This is a genomic window from Candidatus Eisenbacteria bacterium, assembly GCA_005893275.1.
GTDB lineage: Bacteria > Eisenbacteria > RBG-16-71-46 > SZUA-252 > SZUA-252 > WS-7.
The window spans coordinates 1-18,583 of sequence record VBOW01000035.1 but is presented as its reverse complement, the minus strand read 5'-3'; the positions used below and the strand labels follow the sequence as shown (position 1 = coordinate 18,583).

The window sequence follows — 18,583 nt, the reverse complement described above, 5'->3', positions numbered from 1 at the left end:
TGCCTCGGAGGACAAACGCCATGCGTTGGCGCGTCGTTGCCATGTTTGCTGTGCTCGCGCTCCTTCCACAGGGCGCGCTCGCAAGCTGCGGCTCGGAGCACTGTCCCATCGACCTGGGCATGCTCCGGGAACGCTCGCTTCTCGCATTCGATCTTTCGCAGCAGTACATCGATCAGGACCAGCCCCGCGTCGGGACGCACGACGCGGCCGTCGGGGCACTGCCGAGCCACGAGGACGAGGTCCGAACCGTGAATCGGATCACCACCGCGCGGGCCGTGTACCAGCCCAGCGAGCATTGGACCATCACGGCCGCGCTTCCCTTCGTCAGCCGCTATCACGAGCACATCCACAATGAGCCCGGAAATCCGTCCGAGCGGATGCGGTGGAGCTACCAGGGAGTTGGAGATCTGGAAACGCAGGTCTCGCGAAACTTCGCCCGTGGGGAGGAGAAATCGACCCGATATCACGTGGAGGTTGGCGTCAAGGCGCCCACGGGAATCCGCCACGTCGAGGAATTCAATGGAGAGGAGCCGGAGCCGCCGGCGCGCCCGGGGAACGGGGCCTGGGGCGCTCTCGCCGGGTTGGGAGCCCAGTGGACGACCACGACCAAGATGCCGGGGGGCGCCTACGGATCCCTGCCGGTCCGTTTCAGCTTGATGGGGCGGGCGAACGGGCGCGGGACGGAGCGCTACCGGGTTGGATCGGAGCTGCAGTCGAATCTCGGGCTGAGCTATCCGGTGACGCGCTCCGTCGAGCTGCTGCTGTCGGGAGATTTCCGCGTTCGCTCGAAGGACGACGCCGGTGATACCGACGCCGAGCCGGGCCACACGGGAGGGACGTGGGCCTACGTGAGTCCGGGGATCCGGGTGAACGCGGCGGGGAAGACCGCCTTGTACGGGGTCGTTCAGCTGCCCGTCTACCAGCGGGTCAACGGGATCAACCTCGTCTCGGGTTCCAACCTCTACTTCGGGGTCGCGCGCGCGGCGTTGTAGAAAGGCGCGGCGCCTCAGACCCGCGGGAGCGTGACACCCCGCTGGGATTGGTACTTGCCTTTCTTGTCCTTGTACGAGACCGAGCAGTCCTCGTCGCTCTCGAAGAACAGGACCTGCGCGATGCCCTCGTTGGCGTAGATGCGGGCCGGAAGGGGCGTGGTGTTCGAGATCTCGAGCGTCACGTGTCCTTCCCATTCCGGCTCGAGCGGGGTCACGTTGGTGATGATCCCGCACCGGGCGTAGGTCGATTTCCCGACGCAGATCGTCATCGTGCGGCGTGGTATGCGGAAATACTCGACACTTCTGCCGAGCGCGAACGAATTGGGTGGGACGATGCAGACGTCCCCTTTGTAATCGACGAACGATTTCGAATCGAACTCCTTCGGATCGACGATCGTGCTGTTGATGTTCGTGAAGATCTTGAATTCATCGGCGATCCGGAGGTCATAGCCGTAGGAAGAGACCCCGAAGGAGATCGTCCGCTCGCGCACTTGCTTCTCCTCGAAGGGCTCGATCATTCCGTGCTCGCGGCACATGCGCCGAATCCACTTGTCGCTCTTGATCATGTGTGTCCCCGTCCCACGATGGCCTCTACTGCATGCTTCGAGTAGGGGCATTGTGCCATGGCCGGCGCATCCGGTCCACGGCCGATCGGGTGAGTTGGAAGGAACGGGGCGGTCTGGGGGCCGGCTAACCTAGAATCTGTTCGAGCCGCTTCGCGAGTGTTTCGATGGCGAAGGGCTTGTTCACGAATCCGGTCACGCTTTCCTCGGCCAGGGACTCCACGGCACTCCGCTCCGCGTATCCCGTGGAGATCAGGATCGGGAGGTTCGGCTCGATTTCGCGGAGCCTCCGGAAGGTTTCGACGCCGTCCATGCCGGGCATGATCACGTCGAGGAGGACGAGGTCCGGCCGCGCTCCCTGGAGCAGGCGGTCCACGGCTTCCTGGCCCGACGGTGAGGTCACGACGGAGTATCCGAGATAATTCAAGATGTCGGAGGCTACCTGTAGGATCGATTCTTCGTCATCGACGACGAGGACCGTGCCTTTGGATTCGGCCATGGGGCCTCGCTTGCTGGGAACGCGGATGGACACCCGATCGATGCATCGGCAGCCGCGGCTCGAAACTTGAATCTCTCGTGAGCGAACCTCGGGTATAATTCCCGGCCCATGGAGCGGCGACTCTACATCGAGACGTACGGCTGCCAGATGAACGTGGCCGATTCGGAGCTCGTGCTCGGTCAGCTCGGCCGGGCAGGGTACCGCCGGGTCGAGAGCGCGGATGAGGCGGACGTGATTCTCGTGAATACCTGCGCGATCCGGGAACATGCGGAGCAGCGGATCTACGGCCGCCTGGGCGAGTTGACGCGGCACAAGCTGCGCCGCCCCGGCGTGGTGCTTGGCGTCGCGGGCTGCATGGCGCAGCACCTTCGCGCCAAGCTCATCGAGCGCGTTCCGCAACTGGATCTAGTCGTGGGGCCCGACGGGTACCGTCGGCTCCCCGAGCTGATCGACGAGGCGCGTGAGGAGCCCACGCTCGCGGTGCGCCTGAGCCGCGTCGAGACCTACGGCGATCTCGTGCCCGCGCGGGCCGACGGCGTGCGCGCGTGGGTGAGCATCATGCGCGGTTGCGACAAGTTCTGCGCGTTCTGCATCGTTCCCTACGTGCGCGGCCGCGAGCGCAGTCTCCCCGTCGGCGAGGTGCTACGCCAGGTCGAGCACGCCGCGGCGGAGGGTTTCCGCGAAATCGTATTCCTCGGCCAGACCGTGAACGCCTACCGCGACGGCGCCGTGGATTTTGCCGAGCTCTTGGCGCGCGCCAACCGCGTGGAGGGCATCGCCCGCATCCGGTTCACCTCGCCCCATCCATCCGACATGAGCGACCGCGCGATCGAGGCGATCGCGGCCTGCGAGAAGGTTTCGCCACACGTGCATCTGCCCCTCCAGTCGGGATCAGACTCGGTGCTCGAACGGATGCGCCGCACCTACACGATGGAGGAATACGGGACGCTGGTAGGGAACATCCGGCGCGCCGTGCCCGGAGTCGCGCTCTCGACCGACATCATCGTGGGCTTTCCGGGGGAAACCGCGGAGGACTTCGAGGCGACCCGTGCGGCGATGGAGCGAATCGGGTATGAGAGCGCGTTCATCTTCAAGTATTCTCCGCGCCCCGGGGCCCGCTCCGCGGAGTGGCCGGAGACGGTGGACGAAGAGGAGAAGACGCGGCGCATCACCCTGCTGATCGAGCAGCAGAAGGGGATTTCCCTTCTCAAGAACCAGGCGGATATCGGATCGGTCGTGGAGCTGCTCGTCGAGGGTCCGACCAAGCGGAACCCGGCCGAATGGTTCGGAAAATCCGCTCATTTCAAGACGACCGTGTTCCCGCACCGAGGGGAGCGCGTTGGAGATCTGATCTCGGTCCGCGTCGCCGCGGCGACGCCGCACGCGCTACTCGGGGAGGGGGTACGGGCAGCGACCTTCGCGACCATCGAGGACGTCACGGTCTGACCCGCCGTTCGGCGGCTCTGCTTCTGCTTTTCCTCGGTTCCACCGCCCCTTCCCTCGCCGGCGGCACCACGGTTCCAGGAATTCGGTATCGAATCGACGTCACCCTCGATCCCCTCCGGCACCGTCTTTCGGGGCGCGCCGCGATCACCTACCGGAGCGGCGCGGATTCCCTCCTTCATTCCGTCTATCTCCACGCCTATCCGAACGCGTTCCGCGGCCCGCATACGGTCTTCGGTAGCGAGGGGGAGCGGTGGGGCGAAGATTACGCGCTTCGCTTCGCGAGCGCGCGCCAGCGAGGCTGGATGTCGATCGATTCGGTCTCGGCCGACGGCATCCCCGCGTCGGTCGCGATGAACGAGACCGTGGCGCGGGTGGACCTGCCTCGGCCCCTCATGCCTCGGGACTCGGTCACCCTCGCGCTCCGATTCGAGGTCCAGGTTCCCAAGCCCTTCGCTCGGTTCGGCCACGTCGGGGATTCCTACTCCGCTGGGCAGTGGTACCCCAAGGTCGCGGTCTACGACGATCTGGGGTGGCACGCGGATCCCTACCACTACCTGTCCGAATTCTACGGAGACTACGCCGTCTTCGACGTCGCGATCACGCTTCCCGACAGGTTCTGGGTCGGCGCGACCGGGGTCTTGAGGGGCGCCGAAGGAGGCGACAATCAGATCCCGCTCGCGGAGTACGAGACCGACCGCGACAGCGTGACCGTGCACTTGCGCGCGGTCCTTTCCGATTCGCTCCGGAGCCGGTGGCCGCGGACTATGCTCGCGGTCGAGTCCGATCTCGCCCCGCCCCCAGGCATTGAAAAAAGACCGGTCGAGGTGAAGCGGGAGAAAGGCGCGACGCTCCGGGTGCCCCGCGGGGCGCCGGTCCATTACACCTATTCGTGGGTCGAAACCGAGAAGGAATCGCAGGAGGAGGCGGACGCGCAGGGAAGGCCGGGTCCCCTTCATTTGATCCTCGCGTGGCGCAGTACGACGCTCGTCGACACGCTGCGGTCCCTCGCGCGGGCGAGCACGCCCAAGGACAGCATCCTTCCCTCACTCAAGACCCTCCGGTTTCATGCCGACCGCGTCCACGATTTCGCCTGGGTGGCGTCCCCCAACTACGTCCGCAGCGACACCGCATGGAACGGGGTCGCGATCCGCGCCCTCGCATTCCGCGAGGATCAGGATCGCTGGCGCGACCAGAAGGCGTTCGCTGTCTCCGCGATGGCGTTCATGAGCCGCGAAGTCGGCCCGTACATCTGGCCCACCCTTACGAGCGCCGAAAGCCAGGTCGGCGGGGGCGCGATGGAGTATCCGATGCTCATCATGAACGAGCCGGATTTGCCGTCGCCCTGGGCCGCGCGGCTCGATGTCACGATCGCGCACGAGGTGGCGCACAACTGGTTTTACGGGATGCTGGGGAGCGATGAGCGCGCCCACCCATGGCTCGATGAAGGCTTCACACAGTACATGGAGGACCGCTACGGCGACTGGAAATACCCCAGGGGGCTGTTCCAGCGACGGAAGCTCATCCCCTGGGCGAGCCCCCTCCGGGGTTTTTTCCTGGACGAGAATCGCTACCTCTCCCGCGCCTACGCGCGGGATGAGCAGCCCATGACCACACCCGCGGACGCTTATCACGGCTTTGCGAGCTACGCAGTCGGCGCCTACTCGAAGCCCGCGATGATGCTGTACGCCCTGCGCGGCCACCTCGGCGACTCTACGTTCGGCGAGTTCATCGGCGAGTACTACCGCTCGAACCTTCTCGGGCATCCCCGACCGGCCGATGTGGTGAAAGCCGCCGAACGCGCCTCGGGGCGCGATCTCGGGGGGTGGTTTCGGCCCTGGCTCGAGGGGACCGGGACGGCGGAGATCGGCCTCGACAACCGGAACGGTCTGCCGCCGCTCCGGTTCAAGCCGCTCTTCGACTTCAGCTCCTCGGAGGCGCTGACGTTTCTCTACGGGCCGATGATCTGGCACGGCAATGCTGAGGGCGCGCGGCTCGGCCTCTGGACGGCGGGGCGGTATCTTCCTTCGAGCGACTTCCCCGAGGGGATCCTGGACGCGGGCGGGCGTATCGTATTCGGCACGCGGCGCGGCGCCCTCGCGTGGAGCGCCCGGGTCGGGCGGCGGCTCGGCGCTTTCGGCGCCCGTGGGCGGCTCGCGTTCGAAGGGGCTCGCGATGAGGGCCTTCTCCGGAGCGGGATCCGCGTGGGCAACCTCGCCACGGCCCCCTCGAGGCGCCACCCGTTTCGTGCCTGGCAGCTTTCGCTCGACTACCGGGACCGTTACGACCTGGCACCTGTCGATCCACGCTACTGGTCGCCCGGAAGAGGGCTTCACGGCAAAGCTTCCTTCACACTCGATACGCAGGGTCCGCGCCGCGCCGAGCGCGTGAGCCTCGACCTCCGCGGCGGATCCTCTGCGTTTCGCTCGAACGATGATCCCGAGTTTACCTACGAGCGCGCCTCCATCGAAGCGCGTCAAGAGCTGGATCTCTTGCCGCGTGGAAACGCGCATGTCTCCTGGAGGTTTTTTGCCGGCTCGACGTTCCATCGCCCGCCGCGCGAGCTGCTCTTCGACGCCGGCGAAGGAAGCCGCGTCGATTCGCTCGACCGCTTCTACCTGAACGACCGCGGGCCCCTTCTGGCCTCCGGGCACTATCTCCTCGCCGGAGGAGGCGGGCTCAGGGGTTATCGCGGGCGGGCGGCGCTGGGGAAGCGCGCGTGGGGCGCCGGCGCGGACGTCGGGTTGCCCGGGACCCCGGTCACGGTCTTCGCCGACCTGGGGCGGATCGAGGGGGCCGGGGGAGATCTCGTGGGCCGCGCCCTTGCCGACGCGGGGATCGCGTTCGTGGCGGGACCGCTCCGGATCGCGATCCCTTTCTGGGTCGGCCGCCCCGAGCCGGGTCAAAGCCCGTGGCGCGTGCGCTGGCTTGCCTCGGTCGAATCGTTCCCGATTTCATTCTGATTGTGATACCTCTATGGGGTCTTCGGGTGCGATGGGGGGCGGAGACTTCTACAATTCCCACAAGGAAATGGAGGACTGAGGATGAAATCCATTTTCTCCACGACCGCGACGAACTGGCAACTCCCGCTTCGATTGGCGCTCTTTCTCGTCTTCTGGATGCATGGGGCGCAGAAAGTGCTCGGCATGTATCACGGCCCCGGCCTGCAGGGATTCGCGGGCTACGTCGCCAGCATGGGAATGCCCTCATTCCTGGGATACGTCGCCGCCTTCACCGAGTTCCTCGGCGCGTTCTCCATGCTCTTGGGATTCTTGACGCGATTCTTCGCGCTCGGGCTCGCGATCAACATGCTGGTTGCGATCGTGACCACGCACTGGAAGTGGGGCTTTTTCCTGAACTGGATGGGCGAGGCCGGCCGGGGACATGGCTACGAGTATCCCCTGACGCTCCTCCTCGTTTCGCTGGCGCTCCTGATCGGCGGCGCGGGGAACCTGTCCATCGACCGGATGATCGCCGGGAAGCGGACCCCAGCAGCTTGACAGCACGTCGGGGCGGGCGGAGAATACCCGTGGCGCGCCGGTGCTGGCACGAGCCCGGCCGCGCCCACCAAGGAGGGCCCCCATGAAAATCGAGATCGTGTACTGTAGCGAGTGAAACTATCTCCCCAGGGCCTCCAGTTTGGCGGCCGAGCTGAAGAAACAGTTGGGTGTTGAATCGAAGCTGATCGCCGGCGGTGGAGGTGTGTTCGAAGTTTCCGCGGACGGAAAAGTCATCTTCTCCAAGAAATCGGTAGGCCGATTCCCCGAGTCGAAGGAAATCATCGGAGCGCTCCAGAAGACCACGTAACGTGAGCCCGAGAAGACCTTGGCGGTCTCGCGAATCCGGCCCCGCGACGCGGGGCCGAATCATTAAGAGGGGGGTTCATGCGCACGCGTCCCATCATCATCGCGGCTTTATGCCTGGCCTTGGCGCCGGCAGCCGTCGCCCCGCGGCGCGCCGCCGCGTCCGAGATCATCCGCCGTGAAGCGCTCCCGAACGGGCTCCGAGTCCTTCTCGTCGAGAACCACTCGAAGCCGCTGGTAGCGGCGTGCGTGGTCGTGAACGGGGGGAGCCGCACCGAAACCCCTGCCCTCTCTGGCCTGAGCCACTACTACGAGCACCTCATCTTCCGCGGCGGTTCCCTGAAGCAGGGCGAGCTCGAGTTCCGGAAGCAAATGCAGCGGATCGGCGAGGAAAGCGGCGGCTACACGACGAACGACTACACCTGCTACGGGTTCACCGCCCCCAAGGAGAATTTTGACGAAGCGCTCGACCGCTCGATCGATGCGTGGATGAATTTGAAATTGACGCAGGAGAAAGTCGCCCGGGAGCGGCAGGTTGTAATGGAGGAGTACAACCAGGGCGAGGATCGGCCCGATTACAAGGTCTACTATCAAATCGAGCGGCTCATGTTCCGTGACCATCCGTATAAGCGGGACACGATCGGCTTGAAAGACGTCATCGAGCACGCCTCGCTCGCGACCTTCCGGACGTTCTACGAAGAGCGTTACGTTCCCAACCAAATGATCCTCGCGCTGGTCGGGGATTTCGACGCCGCCTCCGTCCGCTCGAAAGTGGCCAAGGCGTTCGCGGGCTATAAACGCGGGCGGGAGGATTTCGAGCAGGGTCTCACCGAAATGCCCCAGACAGAATTCCGCATGGGCGTGGAAACCATGAAGACCCCCAGCACCTGGACCTACCTTGGATTCCATGTGCCCCCCTATTCCGATCCCGACGCGCCGGCGCTCACCGTGCTCGCGTCCCTCTTGGGCAAGGGGACTTCGTCGCGACTCTACAAGGCGCTCAAGGAACGCGAGAACCTCGTCACCTCGGTCGACGCCGACTTCGAGGTCCGCAGGGATCCGGGGATGTTTCTCGTCTCCGCCGAGCTTCCGCCCCGGAACGAGGCCAAGGTCTTCGGAATCGTCCGCGACGAGCTCAAGCGGCTCGCGACGGGGACGGTGCCTCCGGCCGAGCTCGATCGGGTGAAATCGAGTCTCCAAACCCAGTACGCGTTCGCTTCGGAGCTGTTTTTCCGACGGGCGGAGCGGCTCTGTCTTTACGCTCTCATGTCGGACGTATCTCTCGAGCCGCTCTGGCCTTCGCTCATTCAAAGCGTGACGGCCGAGGATCTCCAGCGTGTCGCGAGGCGGTACCTCTCCGCCGATCAGGTGTCCTATTCCGTCGTGCGTCCCAAGGACGCGAGCGGCCCCTCCGAGAACGACGTGCGCGCGATGCTCGCGCCGTGGCGTGAGAGCTGGGCCGGGCAGACCGCCCCGGCGCCGACGACGGCCCTGCGGAAGGAGGTGCTGACGAACGGCGTGACGCTTCTCCTCAAGGAGGATCACGCCGCTCCCGTGGTCGCGGTTTCGGCGATGGCGGCCGGCGGGCAGTGGATCGAGCCGGAGGGTCTCGCGGGCGTGTCGAATATGACGGCGATGCTCCTGCGCCGGGGCGCGGGCGCCATGAGCGCGCGGGAGATCTCCGAGAAGGCGGATGCCCTCGGCATGACCCTCGAGACGGAGGGGACGCCCGATTACGCGGGGGTCTCCTGGCGCGTGCCGTCGCACCACTTCGCCAAGGCGTGGGATATTTTCCGTGACGTGGTCACGCGCCCCACCTTCCCTGTCGGTGAGGTGGCGAAGGTTCGCGAGGATCTCATGCAGCGCGCGAGGAGCCTCGGAGACAGGCCCTTCGACTACACCAACGTTCAGTTCCAGAATCTATTGTTCAAGAACTCCCCTTATCGACACGCCGTCCATGGCGACACGGTCTCGCTCGCCAAGATTCAACTCGCCGATCTGCGTCGAGCCTATGAGACGATGTTCTCCGGGAAAAATCTCGTCGTCGCGATCGTGGGCGATTTCGACGCCGCCTCCGCCCTGGAATTGGCGCGCCGCACGTTTTCGAAATTACGCGCGGGGGATTCCGTCGCCACGGGGGCGCCGCGCGATGAGGCGCCGCCCGAGAGCCACGTCCTGTTCGTGGACAAGGATCAAGAGCAGGTTACCTACAATACCGGCTGGCCGGCCTGCTCCGTCCGCGATCCCGACTATGTGCCGCTCAGGGCCGCCGTGGGCCTGATCGGTGACAAGCTCTTTTTCAAATACGTCTACGAGAAGGGCGTCGCGTATCGATCCTGGTTCTACATGTCGGACCGGTTCGGGCAGGCGTCCGCGCAAAACGAGATGGGGGTGACCCCGGCCAATTTCTCGATGGCGTCGGCGGGGGTTCTCGAGGACATCGCGCGCGTGACCCACGAAGGAGTGACCAGGGCGGAGCTCAAGGACATTGTCGCGAAGATGCTGTCCCGTTACTACCTGGGTATCCAAGACAACGCCTCGCAGGCAGAGCGCCTCTGTTTCTACGAATCGGCCGGCGTGGGCTACGAGTTCGCGGATCGCTATCCGGAGATGCTTCGAAAGATCAGACCGGAAGAGGTGACTTCGGTCGCGCGGAAATATTTCGATCCCGCGCGCTTCACGCGGGTCGCGGTGGGAAAGGAAGAGGCTGCGGCCGGAGCGAAGGCGAAGCCCTCCGCTCGGTAGCCCCTCCGATCCGGGAAGGCGGCGAGGACGCTAGCGCTTCGCCTTGGCCGCGGCGAGCCCGCAGGCGAGCCCGAGAAGCGCCGAAGGTAGAAGCGATTGCGGGATCGCGTGCGCGGGCAGGCCGGCGAGCACGCCGAGCCCCAGCCCGATGAGGACTCCCCAGAGTGCACCCCGCCAGAGCGGCGTGGAGCCCTTGCTGGCGTAGGCGGCCAGAATACCGGTGATGATTCCCTGCGAGGTCCGGCCGAGGAGGCTCGCCGATATCGCCGCCGCGGAGCCCTCGCCGCGGGCGTTGAACAACCCGTAAAGGAAACCGAGCAAGACCCCGGCCAAGACCCCCGCCGAAACCTTCGTCATCTCGTACCCCTCCCCGGGTGGGGTGCATGCCTTCGGAGATGCCGCACCGGAAGATAACCGCCCAGATCGGCGGCGTCCAGACCCCCAGAAACGGCTGGAGAAGGCCCCATCCTGAGACGATAAGTCGTTGGGTAGGCTGCTCTCCGGCTTTTGGGGGACTTCCCGCGAATGGCTCCGCTTCGACAAACCATGCTGCCGGCGTCGGTCCAGGTACCCGGTCTGGGCGAAGCCCTGCGCGAGCATTTCGAGCGCACGCCGGTGGGGATGATTCTTCTCGCGAAAGACCGGCGCATCGTCGCCGTGAACCACGCCCTATCCAGCCTCGCCGGGATCAACTCCTCGATCCTGCCCGGATCGTTCCTCCGGCGCTTCCTCTGGTCGGACCAGGCCGGCGATCTCGAGGATCGCATCTTCGAGGAGGTCGACCGCGAGGGGCGCTGGGCCGGGGAAGTGGACTTCCGCTCCTCCCTCGGCGATTCCTGTCCGATGATGCTCGCGATCACCCCGGTCACCGGCGGCGAGTCCGCGGAGGTGCGTTACATCGCCACCGTCGTGGAGATGGGTCAGCAGCGCTGGATCGAAGCGGAATCCCTTCGGCGCGCCCAGGAGCTGGCCGCGTTCGCCGCGATCGCGGTCGCGACGGGAAGCAGCCACGATCCTCAAGAGATGCTCGGCGCCGTCTCGCGCCAGGTGGTGGAAGGCCTCGGCATGGACGCGTGTTGGATCCAGCGCTACGACGCGGGGGAATCGGCTCTCCGCTTGGTCGGCGAAGCCAGCTACCTGAACCCCTCGATCAAGCTCTCTCCCCGCATGATTCCCGACTCGGTCAACCCAGCGGTGCTTCGCGCCATGCAGACGCGGGAGCTGGTCGCCGAGTCGGAGCTTCTCGACCGGAGCATCGCCACCGTGGTGCATATGCCGCTCCTCGCGCGAGGCGAGGTGGTGGGGGTGATCTCCATTCTGAGCATCGCGGGGGAGAAGCTTTCCTCGCGCGAGTCGGATCTCCTGCGTGCGGTGGGTTATCAGATCGGGACTGCCGTGCAGAATGTGCGGCTGGTCGAGTCGGTTCGGCAGCACGAATCGGAGCTTCAGGAGAAGAACGATCAGCTCGAACGTCTCGTGGAGCGGCTTCGCGCCGCGGACCGGATGAAGAGCGAATTCCTCGCGAACACGTCGCACGAGCTGCGAACACCGCTCAACTCGATCATCGGGTTCTTGAACCTGATCATCGACGACCTCTGCCAGGATGAAGCCGAGCAAAAGGAGCTGCTTCGCCACGCGCTCGCGAGCAGCACGCACCTCCTCGACCTGATCAACGACGTGCTCGATCTCTCGCGGATCGAAGCCGGGCGCCTCGAAGTGGAGCTGGAGGATGTGATGCTCGAGCCGCTGCTGTCCGATGTGATCGAGACCCTCGACGTCCAGGCGCGCGCGAAGGGGCTCAGACTCAGCTCTGCGGGCTTGAGTCCCGGGATTGTGGTCCAGGCCGATTCCGCGCGCCTCCGCCAGATCCTCGTGAACGTCATCGGGAACGCGATCAAGTTCACGAGCGAGGGGTCGGTGTCGGTCTCGGTAGCGGCACCCTCGGGCTCGCCCTACGTGGACATCGAGGTGCGGGATACCGGGATCGGGATTCCGCTCCAACGGCGCGAGTTCCTGTTCCAGAAATTTTCACAGGCGGACGCATCCATGACGCGAAAGTTCGGCGGGAGCGGGTTGGGTCTCGTGATCGTCAAGGAACTGGTCGAGATGATGGGAGGCACGGTGACGATCGATAGTCCCGGGGAAGGGCGGGGAACGACGGTCGGCATCTCGATCACCCGCGGCCGGTCCGCGGATTCGTGACTTCCACGACGAGGAGGGTGCCGCGCTTGAAGCGGATCCAGGCGGGAGTCGCCTCCACGATATTGGAGATGGAATCTTGAAGTCCCAGCTCGAGCGTGCGATTCCGGAGAGGGTAGCGGAGATTTTCGGTGGTGACGCCCTCCACCGGGCTCGCGACGGCGAAGAAGGAGACCACGGTTCCTCGGGGGCACTCGATTTCTTGATCCTTGTCCGCGACGTAGGCACGACCGTCGCCTCCCTCCATCACGATCCGCACGCGGCCGAGATACTTCCGCAGAAGGCCGATGTGGCCGATCACGTGATCGAGCCGCCCCGAGCCGCCGCCGAGCAGTTTGATCTCGTCGAAGGCGCCCTTCCCAAGCGCGTATTCGATCGCCTTCTCGGTATCGGTGCGATCCTCGCCCGCGTCGCGGATCTGAGGTACGTCCCGAAAATGGCTGACCGTGTCCGGGGCCACCGAGTCGAAGTCGCCGATGATGGCCGCCGGCGTCACGCCGAATTGTCGGGCCGTGTTCGCGCCTCCGTCCGCGCAGACGAAGAGCGCGGAGCGGGTGAGCGCCCGGCGGAGCGCGGCGGCGGTGGGCGGCATTCCGTTCGTGAGAATGACAGCGTAGGGCATCGCGCGGGTCGCAATCGTGGCTGGTGGTATGCTGCCTCATCGGACAACGTGGCCGCAGCGCCAGCCTAGCACCGGAGGGGAAACGATGGCAAATCGCAGGGAAGCCTTGTCGGTCATCGCGGTCGCTGGTTTCGCGCTTCTGACCGCGTGCAGCGGGCTCTATCTCGGGTTCGTCTCCCCGCGCGCGGCCCCGCACGGGAAGCCGGTTCCTAGGGTGCCGGAGCAGGGCCCGATCCTCTACCAGATGCACTCGACGTTCTCGAAGCCGAACCGCGTCAGGCTCGAGTGGCGTGATGTGACCGGGGCCTCGGGCTACAGGGTCAAGGTCATGGGCGTGCAGGAGGAATCTCTTTTCGTGAGCCCGCGGCTCACGAACAACGCCTGGGTCATCCCTCAAGAGCTCGGCGCGAGGATGAAGCGGCAGACGGTCTATCGCTGGCAGCTCACCGTGCTCTTCCCCGACCGGGTGGAAGTTTCCGACCCGGCTGCCTTCGCGACGCAGTAACGCGGCGCCCGACGCCGCTTCACAACTCCCGCTTGACACACTCTCTCTCCGGCACAATGCTTGTTCTAACCGTTAGGGGTGGCCGGAAGAAAACCGGCCTGAGAGCAAACCCTAAAAACCTGATCTGGGTCATGCCAGCGTAGGGAAACGGGGACAGTCCGACCTTCCGTACTGTGCCGCGTTCCCTCGGAGCGCGGCTCGATTATTTTCGAAAGGACGGTGCTGTCGATGAAGCTTCGCCCCGCTCTGCCTATCGTTGCAGCCACGCTCGTGATTGCGCTCTCGAGCCATGCCTTGGCGGATCCCGGCGCGCCGCTCACAGGCCGCGTGCTCGACGCACGGAGCGGAGAGCCCCTCTCGGATGCCAGGGTGCGGATCCTCGCTCCTGCCATGGAAACGGCCACCGGCCGCGGCGGGGAGTTTCTGTTCTCGAATGTCGCCCCGGGAACCTACGAGCTCGAGGCGTCCCGGCTTGGTTTCGCGCCGGAAAGGCGGAGCGTGAGCCTGGGCGCGGACACGGTCTCGGTCGAGTTCCGGCTCGAGCCCAAGCCGGTGCCCGTTCCGCCCGTGGAGGTGACCACCACGCGCGCGACCGAGCGCGGGTCCGCGGTCGCGTTCACCGACCTCGATCGAAAGACGATTCAAGAGCACTATTGGGCACAGGACGTGCCGATGCTCCTCGCCGAGACCCCGAGCGTCTACGCCTACTCCGACGCCGGAAACGGGATCGGATACTCCTACGTCAAGATTCGCGGGTTCCCCCAGCGCCGCGTTGCGGTCACGATCAACGGCATTCCCCTCAACGACCCGGAAACGCATGAGGTCTACTGGGTGGACCACCCGGACCTGGTCTCGAGCGCGCAATCGCTTCAGGTGCAGCGGGGGGTGGGGAGCGCGCTCTACGGGGCGAGCGCGGTCGGGGGCTCGGTGAATCTGGAGACGGTCGCGATTCCCACGGAACGGAGGCTCTCCATTCAGACCGGCGTCGGGAGCTACGACACGCGGCGCTTCTCGATGGACTATCAATCGGGGCTTCTCGACGGCACCTACGCGCTTTCCGGGCGCTACTCGCGGATCATTTCTCAGGGCTATCGCGACCTCTCGTGGTCCAGACTTTGGTCCTATTACCTCTCGGCCGCGCGGATCGACTCCTGGATCACGTCGCGGCTCAACCTGTACGGCGGCCCCGAGCAGCTCCACCTGGCGTTTTACGGCGTGGACCGTCCCTACCTGGACGGCGCGATCACGGGCGACGCCGGGAAGGACCGAAGGATCAACCCGCTCAATTGGCGAAACGAAACCGACAATTTCTTCGAGCCGCACTACGAGCTGATCCAGGATGTGAAACTCGGTGAGCGCGTCGCCCTGACCTCGTCCGCGTTCTATTTCCCCGGGAAGGGCTATTACGATGACTTCCCGTATGGCCCCCAGAGCTTCTCATCACGGCGCCTGCCGAGCTTCGAGGTGGACTCCGATTCGCTCTACCCGGCGGGCTACTACGCCGTCGATTCAACCGGAGCGCCGGCGATGCAACCGGACGGCCGATTCCTCGTGATCGGCTCGGACATGACGCAGCGGCTCTGGGTGAGGAACCGTCATTACGGCTGGATCCCCCGCGCGAGGTATTCGCACGGAAAAGGCGAGCTGACCGTGGGCGCGGAGTGGCGCGAGCACGAGGGCCGGCACTGGGGCGAGCTGACCTGGGCCCAGGCGCTGCCGCTGGGAACGGACCCGAACCACGTTTTCTACGACTACGCGGGCCGGGTCAGGGCCCTGTCGGGGTTCGTGCAGGAGGGGTACTTGCTCCGGCCCGATCTCAAGCTGACGGGGAGTCTCCAGTGGCGACAGACCCGGTACGCGATTGGAAAGGACCGCTACTCGGGGTATGACTTCCACCTCACGTACTCGTTCCTGAGTCCCCGGATCGGGCTCAACTGGAACGCTACGGAACGGTGGAACGTGTTCGGAAACTATGCGCACACGCAGACCGAGCCGATTCTGAGCGAGATCTACCGGGCGGACGATCCCACGGCGGTTCCGCTCTTCCGGGTCGTCGATGTCGCGGCCCATGTTTACCGGGATCCCCTGATCGACCCGGAACACCTGAACGATTACGAGGCGGGGCTCGGCTACCGGAATGGGAACTCCTACCTGAGGCTCACCGGGTTCCGGCTTGATTTCCGAAACGAAATCGTGGCCAACGGGCAGATCGACGCTCTCGGGGTCCCGATCACGGGGAATGCGGCCCGCTCCGTGCACCAAGGGGTCGAGCTCGAAGGTGGCTGGGCCCACGCGAGCGGATTCGAGGTGTCCGGAAACGTCTCCCTGAGCCGGAATCGATTCCGCGATTATCGCGAGTTCGTCGATTCGACGACGGTGAACGACTTCGGTGGGAATACGATCGCGGGGTTCCCAAGCCGACTCGCTAATCTCACGGTCGGTTACAGGCATCGCCGTGCGCGCGCGGCGCTCACGCTGAACGAAGCCGGCCGCCAATACCTAGACAACTCCGAGGACAACCGGAAGAACCCGGCGCTCCAGAGCGCTCCCGGGTATCAGAAAAAGCTCATCGAAGAGCACGCGACATGGAACGGACTTCTTTCGTTCGATCTCGGCGGGACCGGCGGGTTCGGGCCCCTTGGCGCGCGCCGCCTCTCTCTCGAATTGCGGGGCATGAATCTCACGGACCTCCGCTACGAGACGGCCGGATATGTGTACGCGGAGGTCCCGTATTTCTATCCTGCCGCCACGCGGTCTGTCTTCGCGAGCCTGAAGGCGGACTTCTGAGCGCACCGCTCCACCCCGTAGACCTGGCGCTCATCGCAGCGTATGCGGCTTTTCTCCTCTACGTGGGCGCGCGTCTCTTCGGAGTGGCTCGCCGAGGGCCCGTCGAATACCTGGTCATGGGACGCACCCTGGCGCTCCCCTCCTTCGTGGCGACCCTCGTTTCCACGTGGTACGGCGGGGTGCTCGGCGTGGGGGAATATTCCTACCGCTACGGCGTCTCGAACTGGCTCGTCTTTGGCGTGCCGTACTATCTCGGGGCCGCGCTCTTCGCGATCTTTTTCGCGCGCCGCGCGCGCCGCTCGGAGCTCTACACGGTCCCGGACCAGCTGGATCGCGCCTACGGCCGGCCGGCTGCGCTCCTCGGGGCGGGAGTCATCCAGGTGCTTTCCTCTCCCGCCCCGTACGTTCTCATGCTCGGCATCCTGATCCAGATGATCTTCGGCTGGGCTCTCATTCCGGCCGTGCTCGTGGGGACGTTCTTCTCCACGGCCTATTCCTTCCGCGGCGGCATGCGGTCGGTGGTCAATGTCGACAACGTCCAATTCGTTCTCATGTACCTGGGATTCCTGGTCGGGCTGCCGCTCCTCGCCGCGAGGTTCGGGGGCCTCGATTTCTTGCGGACGCACGTCCCGCCGTCCCATTTCGTATGGCACGGGGGGAACTCGCCCCAGTACGTCTTCGTGTGGTATTTCATCGCCCTTCAGACGCTGGTCGAGCCCACGTTCTATCAGCGCTGCTTCGCGGCGAAAGACGAAAGGACCGCGCAACGCGGCGTACTCATCTCGATCGGCTTCTGGATGCTCTTTGATTTCCTCACCACGTTCACCGGCATGTACGCCCGGGCGCTCATGCCGGCGCTCCCGAACCCGACCGCCTCCTACCCGGCACTCGCGATCGGTTTTCTTCCCCCGGTCGTGCAGGGGGTCTTCTATCTCGGACTTCTCGCGACGGTGATGTCGACCGTCGACGGCTACACTTTCATCGGCGGCGTGAATTTCGGGCGGGACTTGATTTGGCGATGGCGCCTGGAACGGGATGAGTCGCGGGTGAACCGCTACGCACAGATCGGATTTCTCGTGACGGCGCTCATCTCGGTCGTGCTCGCGCTATTTTTCCGCTCCGCCGTGGATCTATGGCACGACGTGGGCTCGATTGGCGTCCCGGCGCTCCTCGTTCCTCTCGCAAGCTCCTATCACCCTCGATGGCGGATGCGCCCTCCCGCGGCGGCGTGGAGCATCGCGGTGAGCGGCGGGGTATCGCTGGCCTGGCTGCTCTCGCGATACCGGCCCGGCCCCTCCGGAGCCTATTTCCTGTCTTTGGAGCCGATCTACGCAGGACTCCTTGTGAGCGTGCTCTTCTGGATGCTCGGCCGCGGGAGGCGGGCGAGGCAGAGCGCGGACGATCGCGTCGCAGCGTAGGCTCAGGTCGCGCGAAGCGCTTTCTGCTGTATTCTGCGGACATGGGATTCTCAGGGCCATCGGCCCAGGGTGGAGCCCGGTTGCGGATCGCGCTCCTCTGGGCGATCCTCGCGCTGGCGGCGGCGAGCGTCTTCGCCCTCGCGGCGATCCCGGGGATCGCGCCCGGAAGCGATCTCTGGGATTATTCCCAGGAAGCCCGCCAGATCGCGCGCGGCCAGGGTTTCACGTCCCTCTACACCTATCCCGTTTTTCTGGGCCACGAAGGGTCGCCGTTCCCCGTGCTCTGGCGCATGCCGCTCTACGCGGTGCTCGGCGCGCTTCTGCTCAAGCTCGGCGTCCCGCTTCCGGCAGGCTTCCTCTACCTGGGCGCGGTGGCTCATGCCCTGCTTGTCGCGCTGACCTACTGGTGGGGCGCGAAGGTTCATTCCTCCCGCGCTGGGTCGTGGGCCGCGGCATGCGCGCTCGCCTGTCCGCTCCTGCTCGACTTCTACAATCCGGGGATGAGCCAGGTACCCGCCGCCCTGCTCGAGCTCGCGGTATGGATCCTCCTCCTCGGCTCAGGTGGGATCCCGGCTGCCGGCACGGCCGCGGTGGCCGCCGCCGGGGCGTGGTACCTGCGCGGTGAATCGCTTCTGTTCCTCCCGGTCTGGCTCTGGATAGCGGCGCGGTCCGAGCCCAGCGCAGGCGCGCCTCGATGGACGCGCGCCTTCGCGTTCGCCGCGGTATACGCGGCGCTCTGCGTGCCGTGGCTCGCCGCGATTCAGGGGGCGCGCGGGGGTTTCGCGATCCAGGGGAATCCGATGCTCCTCTACACGCCGCAGTATCCAGGTTATTCGTCGTCGCGGATGCTCGGCGCTCATCTGCCGGGGGTGTTGGAGTACGTCCTACACTATCCGGGGTCGTTCGCGTTCCGCTACATCAAGGATATCGTGGGGTACGCGCTCGATCTCTCGGCAGGGCTCGGCCCCGTGGGGCTTGGCGCCGCGTTTGCCGGCCTCGCGCTCGGC

15 protein-coding genes and 1 riboswitch are annotated in these 18,583 nt (G+C 65.5%); of the genes, 11 read left to right on the top strand and 4 right to left on the bottom strand.

Annotated features, from left to right (window positions below; all coding sequences use genetic code 11):
• Positions 1-20 precede the first annotated feature (20 nt).
• Positions 21-992, top strand: coding sequence for a hypothetical protein (locus E6K76_07785; protein TMQ58401.1), 972 nt, complete (start codon positions 21-23; stop codon positions 990-992).
• 14 nt (positions 993-1,006) lie between these two features.
• Here the strand turns inward: E6K76_07785 and E6K76_07780 are convergent, their stop codons facing one another.
• Together E6K76_07780 and E6K76_07775 are read right to left on the bottom strand one after the other, a co-directional pair.
• Positions 1,007-1,558 (bottom strand): dCTP deaminase, encoded by a 552-nt coding sequence (locus E6K76_07780; protein ID TMQ58400.1) that lies wholly within the window; start codon positions 1,556-1,558, stop codon positions 1,007-1,009.
• A gap of 124 nt (positions 1,559-1,682) precedes the next feature.
• Complete coding sequence (locus tag E6K76_07775; GenBank protein ID TMQ58399.1) at positions 1,683-2,054, bottom strand: response regulator; 372 nt, start codon at positions 2,052-2,054, stop codon at positions 1,683-1,685.
• 108 nt (positions 2,055-2,162) lie between these two features.
• Here E6K76_07775 and miaB point away from each other — a divergent pair, with 108 nt between their 5' ends.
• From miaB to E6K76_07750, 5 genes are all read left to right on the top strand, one after another.
• Entirely contained in the window at positions 2,163-3,500 is a 1,338-nt protein-coding gene (gene miaB / locus E6K76_07770; protein TMQ58398.1) for a tRNA (N6-isopentenyl adenosine(37)-C2)-methylthiotransferase MiaB, read from the top strand.
• A gap of 302 nt (positions 3,501-3,802) precedes the next feature.
• Positions 3,803-6,460: a M1 family metallopeptidase gene (locus E6K76_07765; protein TMQ58397.1), complete on the top strand. Its 2,658-nt coding sequence runs from the start codon at positions 3,803-3,805 to the stop codon at positions 6,458-6,460.
• A gap of 81 nt (positions 6,461-6,541) precedes the next feature.
• Complete coding sequence (locus E6K76_07760; protein TMQ58396.1) at positions 6,542-6,997, top strand: DoxX family protein; 456 nt, start codon at positions 6,542-6,544, stop codon at positions 6,995-6,997.
• Between the two features lie 139 nt (positions 6,998-7,136).
• Positions 7,137-7,304 (top strand): SelT/SelW/SelH family protein, encoded by a 168-nt coding sequence (locus tag E6K76_07755; GenBank protein ID TMQ58395.1) that lies wholly within the window; start codon positions 7,137-7,139, stop codon positions 7,302-7,304.
• A 77-nt stretch (positions 7,305-7,381) separates the two neighbouring features.
• Positions 7,382-10,045 (top strand): insulinase family protein, encoded by a 2,664-nt coding sequence (locus E6K76_07750; GenBank protein TMQ58394.1) that lies wholly within the window; start codon positions 7,382-7,384, stop codon positions 10,043-10,045.
• Positions 10,046-10,075: 30 nt separating this feature from the next.
• Here the strand turns inward: E6K76_07750 and E6K76_07745 are convergent, their stop codons facing one another.
• A complete protein-coding gene (locus E6K76_07745) occupies positions 10,076-10,402 on the bottom strand; it encodes a hypothetical protein (GenBank protein TMQ58393.1) in 327 nt (108 codons plus the stop codon).
• Between the two features lie 168 nt (positions 10,403-10,570).
• Here E6K76_07745 and E6K76_07740 point away from each other — a divergent pair, with 168 nt between their 5' ends.
• Positions 10,571-12,247 (top strand): PAS domain S-box protein, encoded by a 1,677-nt coding sequence (locus E6K76_07740; GenBank protein ID TMQ58392.1) that lies wholly within the window; start codon positions 10,571-10,573, stop codon positions 12,245-12,247.
• Here E6K76_07740 and E6K76_07735 read toward each other — a convergent pair.
• Positions 12,219-12,866 (bottom strand): thiamine diphosphokinase, encoded by a 648-nt coding sequence (locus E6K76_07735; GenBank protein ID TMQ58391.1) that lies wholly within the window; start codon positions 12,864-12,866, stop codon positions 12,219-12,221. The two genes, E6K76_07740 and E6K76_07735, sit on opposite strands and share 29 nt — an antisense overlap.
• An 85-nt stretch (positions 12,867-12,951) precedes the next feature.
• Between E6K76_07735 and E6K76_07730 the strand changes: the two genes are divergently transcribed.
• The 4 genes from E6K76_07730 to E6K76_07715 all read left to right on the top strand — a co-directional run.
• Entirely contained in the window at positions 12,952-13,371 is a 420-nt protein-coding gene (locus E6K76_07730; GenBank protein TMQ58390.1) for a hypothetical protein, read from the top strand.
• A 64-nt stretch (positions 13,372-13,435) separates the two neighbouring features.
• Positions 13,436-13,534, top strand: a riboswitch (TPP riboswitch).
• Positions 13,535-13,599: 65 nt separating this feature from the next.
• A complete protein-coding gene (locus tag E6K76_07725) occupies positions 13,600-16,158 on the top strand; it encodes a TonB-dependent receptor (protein TMQ58389.1) in 2,559 nt (852 codons plus the stop codon).
• Positions 16,159-16,274: 116 nt separating this feature from the next.
• Positions 16,275-17,576, top strand: a complete 1,302-nt coding sequence (locus E6K76_07720; GenBank protein TMQ58388.1) for a sodium:solute symporter family protein — start codon at positions 16,275-16,277, stop codon at positions 17,574-17,576.
• A gap of 80 nt (positions 17,577-17,656) precedes the next feature.
• A partial coding sequence (locus tag E6K76_07715) for a hypothetical protein (GenBank protein ID TMQ58387.1) occupies positions 17,657-18,583 on the top strand: 927 nt, incomplete at its 3' end.

Excerpts from the sequence above, each read along its gene's own strand:
- E6K76_07730 (TMQ58390.1), top strand. The coding sequence starts at position 12,952 with ATGGCAAATCGCAGGGAAGCCTTGTCGGTCATCGCGGTCGCTGGTTTC.
- E6K76_07750 (TMQ58394.1), top strand. The coding sequence starts at position 7,382 with ATGCGCACGCGTCCCATCATCATCGCGGCTTTATGCCTGGCCTTGGCG.
- E6K76_07745 (TMQ58393.1), bottom strand. The coding sequence starts at position 10,402 with ATGACGAAGGTTTCGGCGGGGGTCTTGGCCGGGGTCTTGCTCGGTTTC.
- E6K76_07725 (TMQ58389.1), top strand. The coding sequence starts at position 13,600 with ATGAAGCTTCGCCCCGCTCTGCCTATCGTTGCAGCCACGCTCGTGATT.
- E6K76_07765 (TMQ58397.1), top strand. The coding sequence starts at position 3,803 with ATGTCGATCGATTCGGTCTCGGCCGACGGCATCCCCGCGTCGGTCGCG.
- miaB (TMQ58398.1), top strand. The coding sequence starts at position 2,163 with ATGGAGCGGCGACTCTACATCGAGACGTACGGCTGCCAGATGAACGTG.
- E6K76_07760 (TMQ58396.1), top strand. The coding sequence starts at position 6,542 with ATGAAATCCATTTTCTCCACGACCGCGACGAACTGGCAACTCCCGCTT.
- E6K76_07785 (TMQ58401.1), top strand. The coding sequence starts at position 21 with ATGCGTTGGCGCGTCGTTGCCATGTTTGCTGTGCTCGCGCTCCTTCCA.
- E6K76_07735 (TMQ58391.1), bottom strand. The coding sequence starts at position 12,866 with ATGCCCTACGCTGTCATTCTCACGAACGGAATGCCGCCCACCGCCGCC.
- E6K76_07780 (TMQ58400.1), bottom strand. The coding sequence starts at position 1,558 with ATGATCAAGAGCGACAAGTGGATTCGGCGCATGTGCCGCGAGCACGGA.
- E6K76_07720 (TMQ58388.1), top strand. The coding sequence starts at position 16,275 with ATGGGACGCACCCTGGCGCTCCCCTCCTTCGTGGCGACCCTCGTTTCC.
- E6K76_07740 (TMQ58392.1), top strand. The coding sequence starts at position 10,571 with ATGGCTCCGCTTCGACAAACCATGCTGCCGGCGTCGGTCCAGGTACCC.
- E6K76_07775 (TMQ58399.1), bottom strand. The coding sequence starts at position 2,054 with ATGGCCGAATCCAAAGGCACGGTCCTCGTCGTCGATGACGAAGAATCG.